The organism is Pseudomonas sp. 8AS, assembly GCF_902506505.1.
In the GTDB taxonomy this organism is placed as follows: Bacteria; Pseudomonadota; Gammaproteobacteria; order Pseudomonadales; family Pseudomonadaceae; genus Aquipseudomonas.
The window spans coordinates 1,802,799-1,820,836 of the sequence record NZ_LR733406.1 but is presented as its reverse complement, the minus strand read 5'-3'; the positions used below and the strand labels follow the sequence as shown (position 1 = coordinate 1,820,836).

The 18,038-nt window shown below is 68.7% G+C and carries 18 protein-coding genes; 10 read left to right on the top strand and 8 right to left on the bottom strand.

Annotated elements, in window-relative coordinates; translation table 11 throughout:
- Positions 1-111 precede the first annotated feature (111 nt).
- The 3 genes from ccoG to GV001_RS08530 all read left to right on the top strand — a co-directional run bounded on the left by ccoG (position 112) and on the right by GV001_RS08530 (position 3,711).
- Entirely contained in the window at positions 112-1,527 is a 1,416-nt protein-coding gene (gene ccoG / locus GV001_RS08540; protein ID WP_160079206.1) for a cytochrome c oxidase accessory protein CcoG, read from the top strand.
- A 62-nt stretch (positions 1,528-1,589) separates the two neighbouring features.
- Entirely contained in the window at positions 1,590-2,999 is a 1,410-nt protein-coding gene (gene mapR / locus GV001_RS08535; protein WP_160079205.1) for a GntR family transcriptional regulator MpaR, read from the top strand.
- Between the two features lie 121 nt (positions 3,000-3,120).
- Positions 3,121-3,711 carry a hypothetical protein gene (locus tag GV001_RS08530; protein ID WP_160079204.1) on the top strand — a complete coding sequence of 197 codons (591 nt, stop codon included), beginning with the start codon at positions 3,121-3,123 and terminating at the stop codon, positions 3,709-3,711.
- 125 nt (positions 3,712-3,836) lie between these two features.
- Here GV001_RS08530 and GV001_RS08525 read toward each other — a convergent pair whose 3' ends face one another.
- From GV001_RS08525 to GV001_RS08500, 6 genes are all read right to left on the bottom strand, one after another.
- Complete coding sequence (locus GV001_RS08525) at positions 3,837-4,316, bottom strand: hypothetical protein (RefSeq protein ID WP_160079203.1); 480 nt, start codon at positions 4,314-4,316, stop codon at positions 3,837-3,839.
- Positions 4,317-4,410: 94 nt separating this feature from the next.
- Positions 4,411-6,189: an ABC transporter ATP-binding protein gene (locus GV001_RS08520; RefSeq protein WP_160079202.1), complete on the bottom strand. Its 1,779-nt coding sequence runs from the start codon at positions 6,187-6,189 to the stop codon at positions 4,411-4,413.
- A complete protein-coding gene (locus GV001_RS08515) occupies positions 6,182-6,781 on the bottom strand; it encodes a DsbA family protein (RefSeq protein ID WP_372238580.1) in 600 nt (199 codons plus the stop codon). The genes GV001_RS08520 and GV001_RS08515 overlap by 8 nt, the downstream gene beginning before the upstream one ends.
- A 46-nt stretch (positions 6,782-6,827) precedes the next feature.
- Positions 6,828-7,763 carry a rhodanese-related sulfurtransferase gene (locus GV001_RS08510; protein ID WP_160079201.1) on the bottom strand — a complete coding sequence of 312 codons (936 nt, stop codon included), beginning with the start codon at positions 7,761-7,763 and terminating at the stop codon, positions 6,828-6,830.
- 145 nt (positions 7,764-7,908) lie between these two features.
- Positions 7,909-8,214, bottom strand: coding sequence for a BolA family transcriptional regulator (locus GV001_RS08505; protein ID WP_160079200.1), 306 nt, complete (start codon positions 8,212-8,214; stop codon positions 7,909-7,911).
- Between the two features lie 10 nt (positions 8,215-8,224).
- Entirely contained in the window at positions 8,225-8,728 is a 504-nt protein-coding gene (locus GV001_RS08500; RefSeq protein ID WP_160079199.1) for a DUF2059 domain-containing protein, read from the bottom strand.
- Positions 8,729-8,952: 224 nt separating this feature from the next.
- On the opposite strand from GV001_RS08500, the gene GV001_RS08495 reads away from it, so the two are divergent.
- The 3 genes from GV001_RS08495 (at position 8,953) to GV001_RS08485 (ending at position 12,040) form a co-directional block, all read left to right on the top strand.
- Positions 8,953-9,954, top strand: coding sequence for a DUF2804 domain-containing protein (locus GV001_RS08495; RefSeq protein WP_160079198.1), 1,002 nt, complete (start codon positions 8,953-8,955; stop codon positions 9,952-9,954).
- Between the two features lie 78 nt (positions 9,955-10,032).
- Positions 10,033-11,427, top strand: a complete 1,395-nt coding sequence (locus GV001_RS08490) for a class II fumarate hydratase (RefSeq protein WP_160079197.1) — start codon at positions 10,033-10,035, stop codon at positions 11,425-11,427.
- Positions 11,420-12,040 (top strand): NAD(P)H-dependent oxidoreductase, encoded by a 621-nt coding sequence (locus tag GV001_RS08485; RefSeq protein ID WP_160079196.1) that lies wholly within the window; start codon positions 11,420-11,422, stop codon positions 12,038-12,040. Before GV001_RS08490 ends, GV001_RS08485 begins: the two co-directional genes overlap by 8 nt.
- 22 nt (positions 12,041-12,062) lie before the next feature.
- Here GV001_RS08485 and GV001_RS08480 read toward each other — a convergent pair whose 3' ends face one another.
- Complete coding sequence (locus tag GV001_RS08480) at positions 12,063-13,025, bottom strand: DMT family transporter (protein WP_160079195.1); 963 nt, start codon at positions 13,023-13,025, stop codon at positions 12,063-12,065.
- A gap of 270 nt (positions 13,026-13,295) precedes the next feature.
- Between GV001_RS08480 and GV001_RS08475 the strand changes: the two genes are divergently transcribed.
- On the top strand, positions 13,296-13,505 hold the full coding sequence (locus GV001_RS08475) for a DUF6316 family protein (RefSeq protein ID WP_160079194.1): 210 nt from the start codon (positions 13,296-13,298) through the stop codon (positions 13,503-13,505).
- 36 nt (positions 13,506-13,541) lie between these two features.
- Here the strand turns inward: GV001_RS08475 and pap are convergent, their stop codons facing one another.
- Positions 13,542-15,029: a polyphosphate:AMP phosphotransferase gene (gene pap / locus GV001_RS08470; protein WP_160079193.1), complete on the bottom strand. Its 1,488-nt coding sequence runs from the start codon at positions 15,027-15,029 to the stop codon at positions 13,542-13,544.
- 131 nt (positions 15,030-15,160) lie between these two features.
- Here pap and mnmC point away from each other — a divergent pair, with 131 nt between their 5' ends.
- The 3 genes from mnmC to GV001_RS08455 all read left to right on the top strand — a co-directional run bounded on the left by mnmC (position 15,161) and on the right by GV001_RS08455 (position 18,032).
- Complete coding sequence (gene mnmC / locus GV001_RS08465) at positions 15,161-17,122, top strand: bifunctional tRNA (5-methylaminomethyl-2-thiouridine)(34)-methyltransferase MnmD/FAD-dependent 5-carboxymethylaminomethyl-2-thiouridine(34) oxidoreductase MnmC (RefSeq protein WP_160079192.1); 1,962 nt, start codon at positions 15,161-15,163, stop codon at positions 17,120-17,122.
- 83 nt (positions 17,123-17,205) lie between these two features.
- On the top strand, positions 17,206-17,766 hold the full coding sequence (locus tag GV001_RS08460) for a DUF3365 domain-containing protein (RefSeq protein ID WP_160079191.1): 561 nt from the start codon (positions 17,206-17,208) through the stop codon (positions 17,764-17,766).
- Entirely contained in the window at positions 17,763-18,032 is a 270-nt protein-coding gene (locus GV001_RS08455) for a metal-sensing transcriptional repressor (protein ID WP_256664888.1), read from the top strand. Before GV001_RS08460 ends, GV001_RS08455 begins: the two co-directional genes overlap by 4 nt.
- Positions 18,033-18,038 lie beyond the last annotated feature (6 nt).

Sequence of the window (18,038 nt, the reverse complement as noted above, 5' to 3'; positions counted from 1 at the left end):
ACTGCGCCGCCCCATCTGATCCGCTTTTTATTGCTCGACCTGAATCTGTTATGTAACCGCTGACGCGCCGACCATAGCCCCATCTTGGAAAAGCTTGATGAGGCATCTGTCATGAGCGAGCGCATCCCCGCGCGGATCGTGGAATCCATCGACGTCAGCCAGCCGGTGCGGCTGACGCCGTCCCAGGCCGGCGGGCCGATCCATACCCGCAGTTTCAGCGGGCGTTTCCGCAATCTGCGCCTGTACGGCGCGGGCCTGCTGTTCCTGATCTTCTTCGGCACCGCCTGGCTCGACTGGGACGGCCGCCAGGCCGTACTGTGGAACCTCGCCGAGCACCGCTACTACATCTTCGGCGCGACCTTCTGGCCGCAGGATTTCATCCTGCTCTCGGCGCTGCTGATCATCGCCGCCTTCGGCCTGTTCACCGCCACGGTGGTGGCCGGGCGCATCTGGTGCGGCTACACCTGCCCGCAGAGCGTGTGGACCTGGGTGTTCATGTGGGCGGAGAAGATCACCGAGGGCGAGCGCCACCAGCGGGTCAAGCTGGACGCCGCGCCCTGGTCGCTTAACAAGCTGGCGCGGCGCAGCGCCAAGCACGCCATCTGGCTGGCGGTCAGCCTGCTCACCGCGCTGACCTTCATCGGCTACTTCACGCCGATCCGCGGCCTCAGCGCGGAGCTGTTTAGCCTGCAGATCGACAGCGCCACGCTGTTCTGGGTGCTGTTCTTCACCGCCGCCACCTACCTCAACGCCGGCTGGCTGCGCGAGAAGGTCTGCGTGCACATGTGCCCCTACTCGCGCTTCCAGGGCGCCATGTTCGACCAGGACACCCTGCTGGTGGCCTACGACGCCGGCCGCGGCGAAGGCCGCGGCCCGCGCCGGAAAGACAGCGACCATAAGGCCGAAGGCCTGGGCGACTGCATCGACTGCCAGATGTGCGTGCAGGTCTGCCCGACCGGCATCGACATCCGCGATGGCCTGCAGATCGACTGCATCGGCTGCGCCGCCTGCATCGACGCCTGCGATTCGATCATGGACAAGATGGGCTACGCCAGGGGGCTGGTCGGCTACCGCTCCGAGCGCGAACTGCAGGGCGGCCAGACCCACTGGCTGCGCCCGCGCCTGGTCGGCTACGGCGTAGCCCTGGCGCTGATGATCGGTGCCTTCGTCTGGGCCCTGGAGGCCCGCTCGCTGGTATCCATCGACGCCGCCAAGGACCGCAGCATGTACCGCGAGAACGCCGCCGGGCAGATCGAGAACACCTACCGCCTCAAGGTCATCAACAAGACCCAGCAGGCCCAGCGCTACCGCCTGGCCCTGGTCGACAGCCCCGGCCTGCGCCTGGACGCGCCCCGGCAGTTGCTGCTGGCCCCGGGGGAGATCCTCGACGTGCCGGTGACCCTGGTGCAGCTCGCCGGGCAGGCGACCGGCACCACCCAGGCGGTGAGCTTCGCCGTCAGCAACCTGGCCGACGAGGACGAGCGCGCACTGACGCAGAGCATGTTCATCGCCCCGAGCGGACGCTGACGAGCGTGCGCCGGCAACTCGCCGTAGACTGTGGCCACCCGCTGGCCGCCCCTACGGACACCATGAAGCGCTACGAGAAATTCGCCGACCAGATAGCCGAACTGATCCGCGCCGGCGTGCTCGCCCCCGGCGAGAAGGTGCCCTCGGTGCGCCATGCCAGCCGCACCTACGGGGTCAGCCCGTCCACCGTATTCCAGGCCTACTACCTGCTGGAAGACCGCGGGCTGATCCAGGCGCGGGCGCGCTCCGGCTACTTCGTCCGCGAGCTGGCGCGGCATTCCCTGGCCGAACCGGAAACCAGCGCGCCGGCGGCGCAGACCACCGAGGTCGACGTCAGCGAGCTGGTGTTCTCCGTGCTCGGCTCGCTGAAAGACCCGCACACCGTGCCGTTCGGCTCGGCCTTCCCCAGCCCGCAGCTGTTCCCTTTGCCGCGCCTGGCCCGCTCCATGGCCCACGCCCTGCGCGACATGCCGGCCCATGCGGTGATCGCCGACATGACCAGCGGCAACCCCGACCTGCGCCGGCAGATCGCCCTGCGCTACATGGTCGCCGGCGTGCGCCTGCCACTCGACGAGCTGGTGATCAGCAACGGCGCCCTGGAAGCGCTCAACCTCTGCCTGCAGACGGTGACCAGCCCCGGCGATCTGGTGGCCATCGAGGCACCGGCCTTCTACGCCACCCTGCAGGTGCTGGAGCGACTCAAGCTCAAGGCCGTGGAAATCCCCGTGCACCCGCGCGAAGGCATCGACCTGGACGTGCTGGCCGAGCGCCTGGCCAGCCTGCCGATCAAGGCCTGCTGGTTCATGAGCAGCCTGCAGAACCCGCTGGGCGCGAGCATGAGCGACGCCAAGAAGCAGGCGCTGTATGCGCTGCTGCAGCGGCACCAGGTGCCGCTGATCGAGGACGACGTGTACGCCGAGCTGTACTACGGCAGCCAGCCGCCCAAGCCGGTGAAGAGTTTCGACACGGACGGCCTGGTGATGCACTGCGGCTCGTTCTCCAAGAGCCTGGCGCCGGGCTACCGGGTCGGCTGGGTGGCCAGCGGCCGTTATGCCGAGCAGATCAGCCGGCTCAAGCTGATGACCACCATCTCGCCCTCGGTGCCGGCCCAGGCGGCGATCGCCGACTACCTGCAGCATGGCGGCTACGATCGCCACCTGCGCAAGCTGCGCCACGCCCTGGAAACCCAGCAGGACGCCATGCTCGCCTCCGCCGCCCGGCACTTCCCGGCCGGCACCCGGGTCACCCGCCCCAGCGGCGGCTACTTCCTGTGGTTCGAGTTCCCCGAGCCGGTGGACTCGCTGCAGCTGTTCCAGCTGGCCCTGGCCCAGGGCATCAGCCTGGCGCCGGGGCCGATCTTCTCCGCCACCCGGCGCTTTCGCAATTGCGCACGGCTCAACCACGGCCATCCCTGGGATGCCCAGAGCGAACAGGCGATGGAACTGCTGGGGCGAATCCTGGCCTCATTCTGAGCGCCGACTGGCTAGGGCGCGGCTAGTGTACAAATACGTGGTAAAGCTGACGCCGAAATAGTGGCACACTGACAGCCAGCAAGCCGATACCCCGACAATAAGCAGAACAAGGTGAAGCGCCATGAACAAGGACAGCGAAGCCGGCATCCACGAGATACTCAGTGACCTGCAACGCATCGAACTGCTGGAGAAAAGCGCCAAGCTCAACCGCCGGCTGATCTACGCCCTGGGCGGCGGCCTGCTGCTGGCCCTGCTCGGGCTCCTGCTGCTCGGCCTGTTCGGCGGCGGCGAAGAAGCCGCCGAACAGGGCGCCAGCCAGGCCAGCGTCGCGGCCCTGGAGAAAAAGCTGGTCAGCCTGGATCAGCAGGTCGCCACCCTCAAGCAACAGGCACAGAACCAGCAGAAGCTGTTCGATCTGCTCAAGGGCGGCCTGCCCGCCCCGGTTGTCAGCCCGGCGCCCGCTGCCGGCGCTACGCCCAGCGCCGCCGACCGCGCCACCGTGCAGCAGGTGGCCAAGACCCTGATCGGCCAGGAACGCAACTACCAGGAAAGCCTGGCCGCGCTGAAGCTCGGCATGCGCGACCTGGCCGGCATGATCGCCGGATCGCGCAGCTGGCTGGAGGATTACCAGGAGGCCCTGGACAAGCCGCTGAACGAGAGCCGCGCACGGGTCAAGGAACTGCAGCAGTGGTCCGCCGCTGGCCAGGAGTAACCGATGACCCTCGCCAGCGCCTTGCTCACCTGCATTCACGCCCTGCTCAGCCTGGTTTTCGCTGCGGGGCTGACAGTGGCCACGCGCTGAGTTCGCTCTCGCCGGATGTGCCGGCGGGAGAACCCTCAATCGAGGCCCTGATCCGGGCCACGCGGACCACGATGGTGATCCACAGCCACGTCATCATCCACGTCCACACCGTCGTCGTCATCGTGCTTGCTGCTGGCGGAGAAGGCCTTGTCCAGCCCCAGCGCCGCGGCGATGGCCGCTGGCGTGGTGGCAACCACCGACATCGCCTTGGCCAGCCCGGTGGTTTCAGTGGAGCGGGCCGCAGCCGAGGTCGCCGCGCCATGCCCCTTGCCCCGCCCCAGGCCATTGCCTGCGCCCACGCCACGGCCGAGACCGACACTCGCCGAGCCATGACCGGCACCGATGCCGCCACCGTGACCACCACGGCCGCCGCCGTGACCTCCGCCATTGCCGCCACCATTGCCACCGCCTCGCGCATAAGCCGAGTCGATCATTGGATTGATCTGCGCCGGCATGCCCGCCGACAGCAGCATGGCGCAGGCCGACAGGGCCAGGACCCGCTTGAGCTTCGTCATGCTCGCCTCTCCTCGAGTTCGTTCATAACCCCCAAGCTGTCAGTGTATTAGCCGCATTGCGAGGCTGCGCCGCCAGCCGATGAACGCGTATCGGCTAGTGCTGCAGGTGCCCGTAGAGCTTGGCGTACAGCCCGCCCTCGGCAATCAGCTGCTGGTGGTCGCCGTCTTCGGCGATCCGCCCGCCATCGAACACCAGCACGCGGTCGGCCTGCTTCACCGCGCTCAGGCGGTGGGCGATGATCAGCGTGGTGCGGCCATTGAGGAAGCCGGCCAGGGCCTGGTGCAGGGCATATTCGGTGGCCGCATCCAGGGCAGAAGTGGCTTCGTCGAGGATCACCACCTTGGGATCGGCCAGTACCATGCGCGCCACGGCCAGACGCTGGCGCTGGCCGCCGGACAGGCGCACGCCGGAGCGCCCGACGATGCTGTCCAGGCCATCCGGCAGCGCACGCATGCTGCTCGCCAGCTGGGCGATTTCCAGCGCCTGCCAGCAGGCCTGGTCGGTGCGCTCGCGACCCATGCACAGGTTGGCGCGCACCGTGTCGTTGAACAGCGCCGGATGCTGCAGTACCACCGCCACATGCTCGCGCACCCGCTCCAGGCCGATCTCCTCCAGGCTGGCACCGCCGTAGCGGATGCTTCCGGCCTGGGCCGAATACAGGCCGAGCAGCAGCTGCACCAGGGTGCTCTTGCCGCCCCCGGAGGCGCCGACTATGGCCACCTTCTCGCCCGGTGCGATGGCTAGGTCGAGGTCCTCCAGCACCGCCTCGTCACGGTAGGCGAACCTCAGCCCGCGCACCTCGATGCCCACCGTCTCACGCCCCGCGAACGGATCGCTGTGGCCCGGGTACTGCGGTTCGTCGGCCCGCGCCAGCAACTCGTTGATCCGCTGCAGCGCGCCGCCGGCGGCATAGTAGGCGTACTGCAGACTGAGCAGCTGCTCCACCGGGCCGATCATGAACCACAGGTAGCTGAACACGGCGAGCATCTGGCCGATCGACAGGTCGGAGAACAGCACGGTGAGCATGGCCGCGGCGCGGAACAGGTCGATGCCGAACTGGAACAGCAGGCCGCTGCTGCGGCTGGCCGCATCGCTCTTCCACTGCGAGGCCACGGCGTAGTCGCGCACCTCGCGGGCACGCAGGCCGAGGCGGCCGAGGAAGAAGCCCTGACGATTGCCGGCGCGCACTTCCTGGATGGCTTCGAGGGTTTCGGTCAGGGCCTGGGTGAAGCGCGCGGTGCTGTCGTTCTCCAGCTTCTTCAGGTGCTTGACCTGCTTGCCCAGCTGCACCGTGGCGTAGATCACCAGCGGGTTGAACAGCAGGATCAGCAGCGCCAGCTGCCAGTGCATCCACAGCAGGATGGCCGAGGTGCCGGCCAGGGTCAGCAGGGCCACCAGCACCCGCGACAGGGTTTCGCCGATGAACTTGTCGAGGGTGTCCAGGTCGGTGACCAGGTGTGCGCTGACCGTGCCGCCGCCGAGGTTCTCGTACTCGCCGAGGGCGATGCGCTTGAGCCGCTCGATCAGGCGGATGCGCAGGCGGTAGATCACGTCCTTGGACAGCCGCGCGAACAGGCGCGCCTGCAGCACGTTGCTGGCCAGGGCGCCGAGGCGCAGCAACAGGGTCAGCACCAGCATCAGGCCGATGTAACCGGCCGCGCCCTCCCAGGCCGCGGGCAGGAAGCGATCCATGACCCGCAGCGCGGCCGTGCCATCGCCGAGCAGCACTTCATCCACCAGCAGCGGCAGCAGCAGCGGGATCGGCACACTGCACAGGGTGGCGAAGACGGCGACCAGGTTGGCCAGCAGCAGGGCCTTGCGATGACGCAAGGCCAGCTGGCGGATCTGTGCCCAGCTCAGCCGGTCAGCCACACCGCCCCCGCGCCAGCCAGCGCTCGAGCAACGGCGCCAGCACCTCGAGGGGCTGGTAGCCGTTGGTCAGCAGGGCCAGCTGGCCATCGCGCTCGGCCAGCAAGGTGGGGAAACCGGCGATGCCGAGGTCCTGCACCCAGGCAAAATCGGCGGCGGTGGCCGCATGCATCTGCTCGCTGTCGAACAGCTCGGCGAACTCGATGCGCGGGATGCCGGCCTGCTCGGCCAGCGCCACCAGCACCTGGGCCCGGGTGACATCGCGGCCTTCGGCGTAGAAGGCCTGCTGTATCAGGCGGGCCAGCGGCGCCACGCTCTGCTCATCGACGCTACGCGCGGTGACCAGTGCCCGGCAGGCCGGCTCGGTGTTGTAGACCAGGCCCTCGGGCAGCGCGGCAGCGAAGTCGAACAGCTGCCCGGTGCGCGCATTCACCGCCTGCCAATGGGCGAGGATGCGCACCCTGCCCGCCGCATCCAGCGCCGCGCGCTCCTGGCGCAGGCCACCCACGGCGAAATGCAGCGGCACGCCCGCCTCGCCGGCTTGGCGCGCCAACGCCTCGACCACCGGGGCGAAGCCCCAGCACCAGGAGCACATGGGGTCCATCACATAGAGCAGGCGGGGTGGGCGCACAGGCTGATCCTTACTGGTCGACGGCCTTGTAGTTGTAACCAATGGGGTGCGGCAGGTTGCGCGCCTTGGCGATCTCGATCTGCTTCTGCCGTTCGCGGGCGCTGGTGCGGGTCTTCGCAGGCAGGCTGTCCCAGCAGTGCGGGCAGCTGATGCCAGGGGCATAGTGCTCGGACTGGCGATCTTCCACGGAAATCGGATTGCGGCAGGCATGGCACTGGTCGTAGTCGCCTTCGCTCAAATCGTGGCGCACGGTGACCCGGTTGTCGAATACGAAGCAGTCGCCGCGCCACTTGGTCTCGTCCTGCGGCACTTGCTCGAGGTATTTGAGGATGCCGCCCTTGAGGTGATAGACCTCCTCGAAGCCTTCGCCGAGCATGTAGCTGGAGGCCTTCTCGCAGCGGATGCCGCCGGTGCAGAACATCGCCACCTTCTTGTGCTTGCTCGGGTCGAAGTGGGCCTTGATGTACTCGGGGAACTCGCGGAACGACTTGGTCTTCGGGTCGATGGCGCCCTCGAAGGTGCCGATGGCCACTTCGTAGTCGTTGCGGGTGTCGATCAGCAGCACCTCGGGGTCACTGATCAGGGCGTTCCAGTCCTGCGGCTCGACATAGGTGCCGACCTGGCTGTTGGGGTCCACGCCCGGCACGCCGAGGGTGACGATTTCCTTCTTCAGCTTGACCTTGGTGCGGTAGAACGGCTGCTCGTCGCAGTACGACTCCTTATGGTCGATATCGGCCAGGCGGGTGTCCTGGCGGAACCAGGCGAGCAGGCCGTCGATGCCTTCGCGGCTGCCGGACACGGTACCGTTGATGCCTTCCTCGGCCAGCAGCAGGGTGCCTTTGATGGCGTTGTCGAGCAGGGTTTGCAGCAGGGGTTCGCGCAGCGCTTCGTAGTCCGGCAGGGACACGAACTTGTACAGCGCCGCCACGACGATCTTGGCAGTCATCAGAAACAATCTCTCCAGTGGTCACCCGCGCAAAGGGCGGACCGGGGTGGTTAAACGACAGCGCCGGCAGAGGCCGGCGCGGGGGCAATCTTAACGCAATGGCGGCCGGCGGCGCATCCGGGCTGGATCGGCGGTGCCCACTGCTTTAGTGGTCGTGCTTGCTGCCGCCCCTGCAGGTCGGCGAATCCGGCGCCCCGCCCTGCTCCGCCCACTCCTGCAGGGTGTAGGTGTGCAGCGCCAGGGCATGGAACTGCGGCATCAGGTCGCCGAGGCTGGCATACACCTTCTGGTGGCGCTTGACTGCGTTCAGGCCGGCAAACAGGTCGCTGACCACCACCGCCTTGTAGTGGGTTTCCTGGCCACGACTGTGCATGTGGCTTTCATCCAGGACGTCGAGGTGCTGCGGCTGCAGAGCCTCGAGGGCCTGCTGGATCTTGTCGCGCATGCTCATGTTCGGCTCCTCAGGGCTTGGCTTGGGGTTTCTGCAGTTCGGCGGACATCTCGCCGAGCAGCTTGTTCACTTCCGGCACCGCCGGCTGCAGACGCGCCTGGGAGATCTGTACCGACTGCGCCGCCAGCGTCGGCATCTTCTCCAGCACCTTGCGCCCCAGCGGGCTCTGGTAGAAGGCCATCAGCTCCTTCAGCTCGGTTTCGCTGAAGTTGCTGGTGTACAGGCGCACCATGTCCGGCTCCAGCTTGTCCCAGCCGATGGCGCGATCGAGCGCCGCGTTGGCCTTGGCCTGGTAGCCTTCGAGCACGGCACGCTGGCTTTGCGGGGCCTGGGCCTCGGCAAAGCGCTGGGCGAACATCTGCTGCACCTGGGCATACACCGGCATGGTGAGCTTGTCGGCACGGGTCAGTTCGAGAAAGCGTTCGGCCTGGGCCGCGTGGCTGGCCGCATCGGCAAACACCGGGCCGCTGGCGACCAGCAGCAGGGCGGAACAAAGAAAGCGCAGACGGCTCATGGCAATTCCTGACCAGATAAGGGAAAAAGGTGGCGGCGCACATTCTGCGCCCAGCACCGGCGCCGCTCAAGCCGGGGCCTGACGGAAGGACCGCTGGGCGGTTGTCAAATGGCCAGTACTTGCCCATCCTGACTACGTGCGGGCATGCTGCGCGCCATTCGAGCAGCAACCTTCCTGTCGGTCACCGGAACAGCCCGGTAACGCTTCACACACGGACGTGTCTGATGAACAGCTTCACCTTTCCCACCCTGCAGCCATTGTGCGATGCCCGCGGTCAGCTGAACCCGCAGGCCGTTGGCTGGTCGCCGCGCCCGGCCGTGCACTGCGCCATTCCCGGGCACTTCGGCCGGCGCAAGCGCTGGAACCACTGGTGCATCACCACCCCGCAGTGGATGCTGGCCCTGACCTTCGCCGACCTCGACTACCTGAGCTACGGCGCCGCCTACTTCCTCGACCTCGACAGCGGCGAACTGGCCAGCCGCAAGCACCTGCGCCCGCTGGGCCGCGGCTGCGACCTGCCCGACACCCCCCTGGAAAGCCACGAGTTCCGCCACAGCCGCCTGCACCTGCGGGCCGACGACCGCGGCTCCTCGGTGCGCCTGACCGTGGTCGCCGCGGACATCGGCGGCCAGCCGCTGCAGGTGGCCCTGGAGATCCAGCGCCCCAGCCACCTGGAGTCGGTCAACCTGGTCTGCCCCATGGGCGAACGGACCTTTCACGCCTCCTGCCGCCAGCTCGGCCTGCCGGTGAGCGGCCACCTGCAACTGGGCGAGCGGCACTACGGCTGCCTGCCGGGGCAGAGCTTCGCCTCGCTGGACTTCGCCCGCGGCGTCTGGCCCCTGAGCAGCCACTGGACCCGCGCCGCCTTCGCCGCCCCCGGCGGCATCGCCGGCAACTTCGGCAGCGGCTGGTGCGACGCCAGCGGCCTGTCGGAGAACGCCCTGTGGTTCGGTGGCGAACTGCTGCACCTCGAGGAACCGGTACGCATCGAACAGAACCCCCAGGGCCCGCTGGCCCCCTGGCGCCTGAGCAGCGCCAGCGGCCAGGTCGAGCTGACGTTCAGCCCGCGCCAGCAGCACCAGGCCTACCCGCAGATCGGCCCCCTCTATGCCGATACCCGCCAGTGGTTCGGCCGCTTCGACGGCCTGCTGCGCGACCCGCAAGGCAAGAAGGTGCCGGTGAATGGCGCCTATGGCTGGGTCGGCGCCACCCATGCGCGCTGGTAATCACGCCGGTACAGACAGGCGGGAACCCCTGTCGCGCGGCGCGGCCTAAACTGCGGCAGGCCTACCAGGAGAAAGCCCATGAGCCGCATCGAAACCGACAGCATTGGCGCCATCGAAGTCCCCGAAGACGCCTACTGGGGCGCGCAGACCCAACGTTCGCTGCACAACTTCGCCATCGGCGAGCAGCGCATGCCGCTGGCCGTGGTGCATGCCCTGGCACTGATCAAGAAGGCCGCCGCGCGGGTCAACCAGCGCAGCGGCGAGCTCGATGCCGACATCGCCCGGCTGATCGAGCAGGCCGCCGACGAAGTGCTGGCCGGCCAGCATGACGCCCAGTTCCCCCTGGTGGTCTGGCAGACCGGCAGCGGCACGCAGAGCAACATGAACGTCAACGAGGTGCTCGCCGGGCGCGCCAACGAGCTGGCCGGCCAGGGCCGCGGCGGCAAGAGCCCGGTACACCCCAACGACCATGTCAATCGCGCGCAGAGTTCCAACGATAGTTTCCCCACCGCCATGCACATCGCCGCCGTGCAGGCCGTGCAGCACGACCTGCTGCCGGCCATTGCCGAGCTGTCCGGCGGCCTGGCCGAACAGGCGGCGCGGCACATGGACCTGGTCAAGACCGGGCGCACCCACCTGATGGATGCCACGCCGATCACCTTCGGCCAGGAACTGTCGGCCTTCGTCGCCCAGCTCGATTATGCCGAGCGGGCCATCCGCGCCAGCCTGCCGGCCGTCTGCGAGCTGGCCCAGGGCGGCACCGCGGTCGGTACCGGGCTCAACGCGCCGCAGGGCTTCGCCGAGGCCATGGCCGCCGAGCTGGCCGGCCTCAGCGGCCTGCCCCTGGTCAGCGCGCCGAACAAGTTCGCAGCCCTGGCCGGGCACGAGCCGCTGGTCGGCCTGGCCGGCGCCCTCAAAACCCTGGCCGTGGCGCTGATGAAGATCGCCAACGACCTGCGCCTGCTCGGCTCCGGCCCCCGCGCCGGCTTCGCCGAAGTGCGCCTGCCGGCCAACGAGCCGGGCAGCTCGATCATGCCCGGCAAGGTCAACCCGACCCAGTGCGAGGCGCTGTCCATGCTCGCCTGCCAGGTGCTCGGCAACGACGCCAGCATCGCCTTCGCCGCCAGCCAGGGGCACCTGCAGCTCAACGTGTTCAAGCCGGTGATCATCCACAACCTGCTGCAGTCGATCCGCCTGCTGGCCGACGGCTGCCGCAACTTCAACCAGCACTGCATCGCCGGCCTGCAGCCGGACGCCCGGCAGATGGCCGCGCACCTGGAACGCGGGCTGATGCTGGTCACCGCGCTGAACCCGCACATCGGCTACGACAAGGCCGCCGAGATCGCCAAGAAGGCCTACGCCGAAGGCCTCAGCCTGCGCGAAGCGGCCCTGCAGCTGGGCCATGTGAACAACGAACAATTCGACGCCTGGGTGCGCCCGCAAGACATGCTGGAGTCTGGTCAACATGGTTGAAGAAGGGAAAAGCGGCGCCACCCCACTGGAAGGCGACGGCAAACGGATCCTGCTGATCCTCGGCACGCCCAAGTCCGACAGCCTCTGCCATGCCCTGGCCGAGGCCTACAGCAGCGGTGCGCGCGGCGAAGGCCATGTGGTGCGCCAGCTGCGCCTCGGCGAACTGCAGTTCGACCCGATCCTGCGCGACGGCTACAGCCAGGGCCAGGCCCTGGAGCCCGACCTGCTGGAAGCCCAGCGGCAGATCCACTGGGCCGAGCACCTGGTGTTCGTCTACCCGGTCTGGTGGGGCGGCGTGCCGGCCCTGCTCAAGGGCTTCTTCGACCGGGTGTTCCTGCCCGGTTTCGCCTTCAAGTACCGCAACCGCTCGCAGCTGTGGGACAAGCTGCTCAGCGGGCGCACCGCCGACCTGCTGGTGACCCTGGACACGCCGCCCTGGTACTTCCGCTGGATCTACGGCGCGCCGGCGCATAGGCAGATGACCCGCACCATCCTCGGCTTCAGCGGCATCAAGACCCGCCGCCTGGCCGAGTTCGCCCCGGTGCGCCCCTCCTCCGAGGAACAGCGCCAGGACTGGCTGCGCCGCGCCGAACGCCTGGGCGTGCGCGTCTGAGCCGCGGGCGCCTTACACAGACTTAGAGCTGCGCCAGCTGGCGGGCCTTGCGCGCCCGCCAGCCGGCCAGCAGCGACGGCCCCAGCGCGGTCAGGGCCGAGCCCAGCACCACCAGCAGCGCGCCGCCGTAGGCCAGCGCGTTGATCTGCTCCGGCTGCACGTGCGCGGGCCACAGGCTGGCCGACACGGCGACGGCGGCGAAGGTCACCAGCGGGGTGATCGACAGGGTCGCGCTGACCCGCGAGGCCTCCCAGTGCGCCAGCGCCTCGGCGAAGGCGCCGTAGGCCACCAGGGTGTTCAGGCAGCAGGCCAGCAGCAGCCAGCCCTGCACCGGGCTGAGCTGCAACGCCTGCAGCGGCCGCGCCCAGGGCGTGAGCAGCAGGGCGCAGGCCAGGTAGATCACCATCATCACCTGCAGCGAGTTCCACACGGTCAGCAACTGCTTCTGCGCCAGGCCGTAGAAGGTCCAGAGGAAGGCCGCCAGCAACACGATCAGTACGCCGCTGGTGTAGGCCGTCAGCGAGGTCAGCAGCTCGTGCAGGCGCTGGTTGAAGAACAGGCCGAAGCCCAGCAGCAGGATGCCCAGGCCGATGCCTTGGGCCCGGCTGAACGACTCGCGGAAGACGAACAGGCTGGCGATCAGAAACAGGATCGGCGCCATCTGGATCACCAGCTGGGTGGTACCCGGGCTGAGCAGGTTGAGGCCGACCAGGTACAGCACATAGTTGGCCACCATCCCGGCAATCGCCAGCAGCAGCAACCAGTAGCCCTTGCGCCCCAGCGCGGCAAAGCGCGGCAGGCGCCGGCTCAGCGTCAGCCAGACGAGCAGCAGCAGGCCGGCGCCGAGCAGGCGAAACCAGGTGACGGTGATCGGATCGAGGACCCGCAGCACCTCCTTCAGCTTGATCGGCAGGATGCCCCACAGCAGCGCGGTGGTCAGGGCGAGAAGCAGGCCGTAGAGCCAACGGCCGGAGGAAACGTGCATGACAGCCTCGACAGGAAGGCGCGCGCCCAGCGGCAGCGCGGCAAGCTGTCCATTCTAGGCGCAGAATACCGCCGCACACAGGCACAGTTGACCGAATGGTCAGCCCGCAACTGTGCCACCCCGGCACGCCGCCCGGCGGCGGCAAGCCCGCACAAGCGCAGGCCGGCGCGGCGCATCCGAGCGAAATTCGACCATCTGTCGCGCAGTCGTGCCCGTTGGTCCGCAAACGCTAGACTGAAAACAGCTCATCCTCCGGCAGGAGACTCCACCATGTTCGGTCAGCGCCATGTCGACCCGGCTCCCGGTACGCACTACCGCAGCGAGCGGCTCAGCGCCGTCAACGGCCAGTACTTCTTCTCCACCCGCGAAGGCACCCTGGAAGGCCCGTACTTCACCCGGGTCGATGCCGAACGCGAGATCGTCAGCTATATCCGCCGCATCCAGCAGGGCAGCGACGTCATCGAAAGCCGGGTGAACTGAACGCCCCACCTCCCGGGCTGCGCCGGCCGCCCGACCTCAATCCCTGGCAAACGCCTGTTCCAACGCCTCGTTGATCGTGCGCAGCACCTTGACCCGGGCAAAGCGCTTGTCGTTGGCCTCGACCAGGGTCCAGGGCGCGATGGCGGTGCTGGTGCGATCGACCATGTCGCCCACCGCGTCGCAGTAGTCCTGCCACTTGTCGCGGTTGCGCCAGTCGTCCTCGGTGATCTTGAAGCGCTTGAAGGCAATCTGCTCGCGCTCCTTGAAGCGCTGGTACTGGGTGTCCTGGTCGATGGCCAGCCAGAACTTGACCAGCACCACGCCGGCATCGCTGAGCTGCTCCTCGAAGTCGTTGATCTCGCTGTAGGCGCGCAGCCAGTCGCCCGGCTCGCAAAAGCCCTCGACCCGCTCCACCAGCACCCGGCCATACCAGGAGCGATCGAACACGGTGAAATTGCCGCGCGCCGGGATATGCCGCCAGAAGCGCCAGAGGTAGGGCTGCGCACGCTCCTCCTCGGTGGGCGCGGCTACCGGCACGATGCGGTACTGGCGCGGGTCGAGCGCCGCCGCCACGCGGCGAATGGCGCCGCCCTTGCCGGCCGCATCGTTGCCCTCGAATACCGCCACCAGGGCGTGCCGGCGCATGCGCTTGTCGCGCATCAGGCCGGCCAGGCGGGCCTGCTCGGCCGCCAGCTGCTCCTGGTAGTCGTCCTTGTCCAGGCTCTGGCTCATGTCCAGGCTGTTGAGCAGGCCGAGGTTGTCCAGGCTGGCCGCCAGCGGGGCCACATGGGGCTGCGGCGGGCGCCGCTTCTTCACCTTGAGCGCCGCCTGCAGGCCGTCGAGGAGGATGCGCCCGACCATCAGGCTGCGGTAATGCTCGTCGGCCCCCTCGACCACGTACCAGGGCGCGAAATCACGGCTGCTGCGGCGCAGCACGCGCTCGCCGAACCGCACGAAGCGGTCGTAGGTTTCCGACTGCTGCCAGTCCAGCGGGCTGATGCGCCAGCTGTGCAGCGGGTCATCCTGGAGCAACTTGAGGCGGGCCTTCATCTGCTTCTTGGACAGGTGGAACCAGAACTTGAAGATCAGCGCGCCTTCGTCGCACAGCATCTGTTCCAGGCTCAGGGCGCCATCGATGGCCTGGTCCAGCACGGCGTTCTTGATGCGCCCGTGCACCCGCCCCTGGAGCATCTGGCTGTACCAGTTGCCGAAGAAGATGCCGATCCGTCCCTTGGGCGGCAGCTGCCGCCAGAAGCGCCAGGCCGGCGGCCGCGCCAGTTCCTCGTCGGTCTGCCGGTCGAAGGTGCTGACCTGGATCAGGCGCGGGTCCATCCACTCGTTGAGCAGCTTGACCGTCTCGCCCTTGCCCGCGCCCTCCACGCCGTTGATCAGGATGATCACTGGGAAGCGCCCCTGCTGCTTCAGCTCGTACTGCGCCTCCAGCAGCGCCTCGCGCAGGATCGGCACTTCCCTGTTGTAGGTTTCCTCGTCGATGGCATGGCCCAGCTCGGCGGATTCGAACATCTGCAGCTCCTTGGTCTGACCCGCTCAGCCTAGCGGATTCGGCAGCACCAAGCCTACGCCGACAGCCGCGAAGCTGCCTACAGTTCCGGCTACAATGCGCGCCTTGCCCCAGGCTGCCAGCACCTTTCGCCATGACCGATACCCCCCACGCCCAGCTCGACTGGACGGAACAGGGCCAGCCCCTGTCGCGCCAGTTCGACGATGTCTACTTTGCCCGCGAAGACGGCCTCGGCGAGACCCGCCACGTGTTCCTCGCCAACACCCAGCTGGCCGAGCGCTGCGCCGCCCTGCCCGCCGGTGGGCGCCTGGTCATCGGCGAGACCGGCTTCGGCACCGGCACCAACTTCCTCTGCGCCTGGCAGCTGTTCGAGCAGAGCGCGCCGGCCGATGCCCGGCTGCACTTCGTCAGCGTGGAGAAATACCCGCTGCACCGCGCCGACCTGCAACGCGCCCTGGCCCTGTGGCCGGAGCTGGCGCCCTGGGCGACGCAGCTGCTGGAGCAGTACGTGGCCATCCATGCCGGCTTTCAGCGCCTGGTCCTGGCAGGCGGCCGGGTGGTCCTCACCCTGCTGATCGGCGACGCCCTGGAACTGCTGCCGCAACTGGATGCGCGCATCGACGTGTGGTTTCTCGACGGTTTCGCCCCGGCCAAGAACCCGGAAATGTGGAGCCAGGCGCTGTTCGACCAGCTCGCCCGCCTGTCCGTCCCCGGCACCCGCCTGGGCACCTTCGCCAGCACCGGTTTCGTGCGCCGCGGCCTGGCCGCCGCCGGCTTCGCCATGCGCCGGGTGCCCGGCCACGGCACGAAGTGGGAGAACCTGCGCGGCGACTATGCCGGGCCCGCGCCGGCGCCGGCCAAGCCCTGGTTCGCCCGCCCGACGCCGGCCCCCGCGCAGCGCCAGGCGCTGGTGATTGGTGCCGGCCTGGCCGGTTGCGCCACGGCGGCCAGCCTGGCCGCCCGCGGCTGGCAGGTGAGCCTGCTGGAGCGCCACGGCGCGGTCGCCCAGGAAGCCTCCGGCAATCCGCAGGGCGTGCTCTACCTGAAGCTCTCGGCCCACGGCACCGCCCTGTCGCAGCTGGTGCTCAGCGGTTTCGGCCACACCCGGCGCCTGCTCGAACGCCTGCCGCGGCCGCAGGACTGGGACGCCTGCGGCGTGCTGCAACTGGCCTTCGACGCCAAGGAAGACGAGCGCCAGGCGCACCTGGCGGCGGCCTTCCCAGCCGACCTGCTGCAAGCGCTGAGCCGGGAACAGGCCGAGGCCCGCGCCGGTGTTGCCCTGCCCGCCGGCGGCCTGTTCTACCCGGACGCCGGCTGGGTACACCCGCCAGCCCTGTGCCAGCTGCTGGCCAGCCAGCCGAACATCCAGCTGCTGCTGCACAGCGAGGCGCTGCAGCTGGAGCGGATCGACGGGCGCTGGCAAGCCCGCGACGGCGAGCGCCTGCTGGCCGAGGCGCCGGTCGCGGTGCTGGCCGGCGCCGCCGAGGTGAAACGCTTCGCCGCCGCCAGCGCGCTGCCGCTCAAGCGCATCCGCGGGCAGATCAGCCGCCTGCCGCAGACCGAAAGCAGCCGCGAACTGGCCTGCGTGGTCTGTGCCGACGGCTACGTGGCGCCGCCGCGGGCCGGCGAGCACACCCTCGGCGCCAGCTTCGACTTCCACAGCCAGGACTGCGAGCCCACCGCCGCCGAACATGCCGGCAACCTCGAACTGCTGCGGGAGATCTCCGCCGACCTGTGCCAGCGCCTGCAGGCCAACCGGCTCGACCCGGCGCAGCTGCAGGGGCGCGCCGCCTTCCGCTGCACCAGCCCGGACTACCTGCCGATTGTCGGCCCGCTGGCCGACAGCCAGGCCTTCGCCAACGCCTACGCGGTACTCGGCAAGGATGCCCGCCAGGTGCCGGATACTCCCTGCCCCTGGCTGGACGGCCTCTACGTCAACAGCGGCCACGGCTCGCGCGGGCTGATCACTGCACCGCTGTGTGGCGAGCTGCTGGCCGCCTGGCTGAACGACGAGCCGCTGCCGCTGCCGCGCAGCGTGGCCGAGGCCTGCCACCCCAACCGCTTCCCACTGCGCCAGCTGATCCGCGGCCGATAGCCGCAGGCCGACAACCGGCCCTTGCCTTCGCACGCCCTCGCCAACATACTCCATGGAGTATACAAAACCAGGGAGTATTCTCCATGCGCCTGCTATTTCTCTGTGCCGCCCTGCCCGCCCTGAGCTGGGCCGCCGCCCCGCTCGACAGCGACCGCCTGGCTGCCGAAGCCGCCAGCCTGATTCCGCCGTTCCAGCAGCAACTGTTGCAGACCGTGCAGCAGGCCGTGGCCAGCGGTGGCCCGACTGCCGCGGTCGAGGCCTGCCAGGTGGTCGCCCCGCAAATCGCCGAGCAGCACAGCCAGAGCCCGTGGCGCATCGGCCGTACGGCCCTGCGCCTGCGCAACCCGGCCAACCAGGCGGATGCCTGGGAACGCCAGGTGCTGGAAGACTTCGCCCGGCGCAGCCAGGCCGGCGAGCCGCTGGCGCAGATGCGCCAGGCGGCCGTGGTCGATGGCGAATACCGCTACATGCAGGCCATCGCCACCGGCGAGCCCTGCCTGGCCTGCCACGGCAGCCAGATCAAGGCACCCGTGGCGGCGCTGCTCGATCAGCGCTATCCGCAGGACCAGGCCCGCGGCTTCCAGCTGGGCGAACTGCGCGGCGCCTTCACCCTGCGCAGGCCAATTAGCGAGGTACAGCCATGAGCCCGGAAAACCGCGCCCCCCACCAGGACGCCATGCTCAAGCGCCTGGCCCGCGTCGAAGGGCAGATCCGCGGCATCCAGGCGATGATCCGCCGCGGCGAGGAGTGCGAGGCCATCGCCCAGCAGTTCGCCGCCGCGCGCAAGGCCCTGGATAAGGCCTACCAGGAAATGCTCGCCTGCCTGCTCGAGGAAACCGTGCTCGACCCGGCGCGCGACGATGCCGAAACCCTGGCGCGCGTGCGCGCCATCTTCACCAAATACACTTGATACCCC

Coding starts and splice junctions, on each gene's coding strand:
- ccoG (WP_160079206.1), top strand. CDS start 112: ATGAGCGAGCGCATCCCCGCGCGGATCGTGGAATCCATCGACGTCAGC.
- mapR (WP_160079205.1), top strand. CDS start 1,590: ATGAAGCGCTACGAGAAATTCGCCGACCAGATAGCCGAACTGATCCGC.
- GV001_RS08530 (WP_160079204.1), top strand. CDS start 3,121: ATGAACAAGGACAGCGAAGCCGGCATCCACGAGATACTCAGTGACCTG.
- GV001_RS08525 (WP_160079203.1), bottom strand. CDS start 4,316: ATGACGAAGCTCAAGCGGGTCCTGGCCCTGTCGGCCTGCGCCATGCTG.
- GV001_RS08515 (WP_372238580.1), bottom strand. CDS start 6,781: ATGTGCTCCTGGTGCTGGGGCTTCGCCCCGGTGGTCGAGGCGTTGGCG.
- GV001_RS08510 (WP_160079201.1), bottom strand. CDS start 7,763: ATGACTGCCAAGATCGTCGTGGCGGCGCTGTACAAGTTCGTGTCCCTG.
- GV001_RS08505 (WP_160079200.1), bottom strand. CDS start 8,214: ATGAGCATGCGCGACAAGATCCAGCAGGCCCTCGAGGCTCTGCAGCCG.
- GV001_RS08500 (WP_160079199.1), bottom strand. CDS start 8,728: ATGAGCCGTCTGCGCTTTCTTTGTTCCGCCCTGCTGCTGGTCGCCAGC.
- GV001_RS08495 (WP_160079198.1), top strand. CDS start 8,953: ATGAACAGCTTCACCTTTCCCACCCTGCAGCCATTGTGCGATGCCCGC.
- GV001_RS08490 (WP_160079197.1), top strand. CDS start 10,033: ATGAGCCGCATCGAAACCGACAGCATTGGCGCCATCGAAGTCCCCGAA.
- GV001_RS08485 (WP_160079196.1), top strand. CDS start 11,420: ATGGTTGAAGAAGGGAAAAGCGGCGCCACCCCACTGGAAGGCGACGGC.
- GV001_RS08480 (WP_160079195.1), bottom strand. CDS start 13,025: ATGCACGTTTCCTCCGGCCGTTGGCTCTACGGCCTGCTTCTCGCCCTG.
- GV001_RS08475 (WP_160079194.1), top strand. CDS start 13,296: ATGTTCGGTCAGCGCCATGTCGACCCGGCTCCCGGTACGCACTACCGC.
- pap (WP_160079193.1), bottom strand. CDS start 15,029: ATGTTCGAATCCGCCGAGCTGGGCCATGCCATCGACGAGGAAACCTAC.
- mnmC (WP_160079192.1), top strand. CDS start 15,161: ATGACCGATACCCCCCACGCCCAGCTCGACTGGACGGAACAGGGCCAG.
- GV001_RS08460 (WP_160079191.1), top strand. CDS start 17,206: ATGCGCCTGCTATTTCTCTGTGCCGCCCTGCCCGCCCTGAGCTGGGCC.
- GV001_RS08455 (WP_256664888.1), top strand. CDS start 17,763: ATGAGCCCGGAAAACCGCGCCCCCCACCAGGACGCCATGCTCAAGCGC.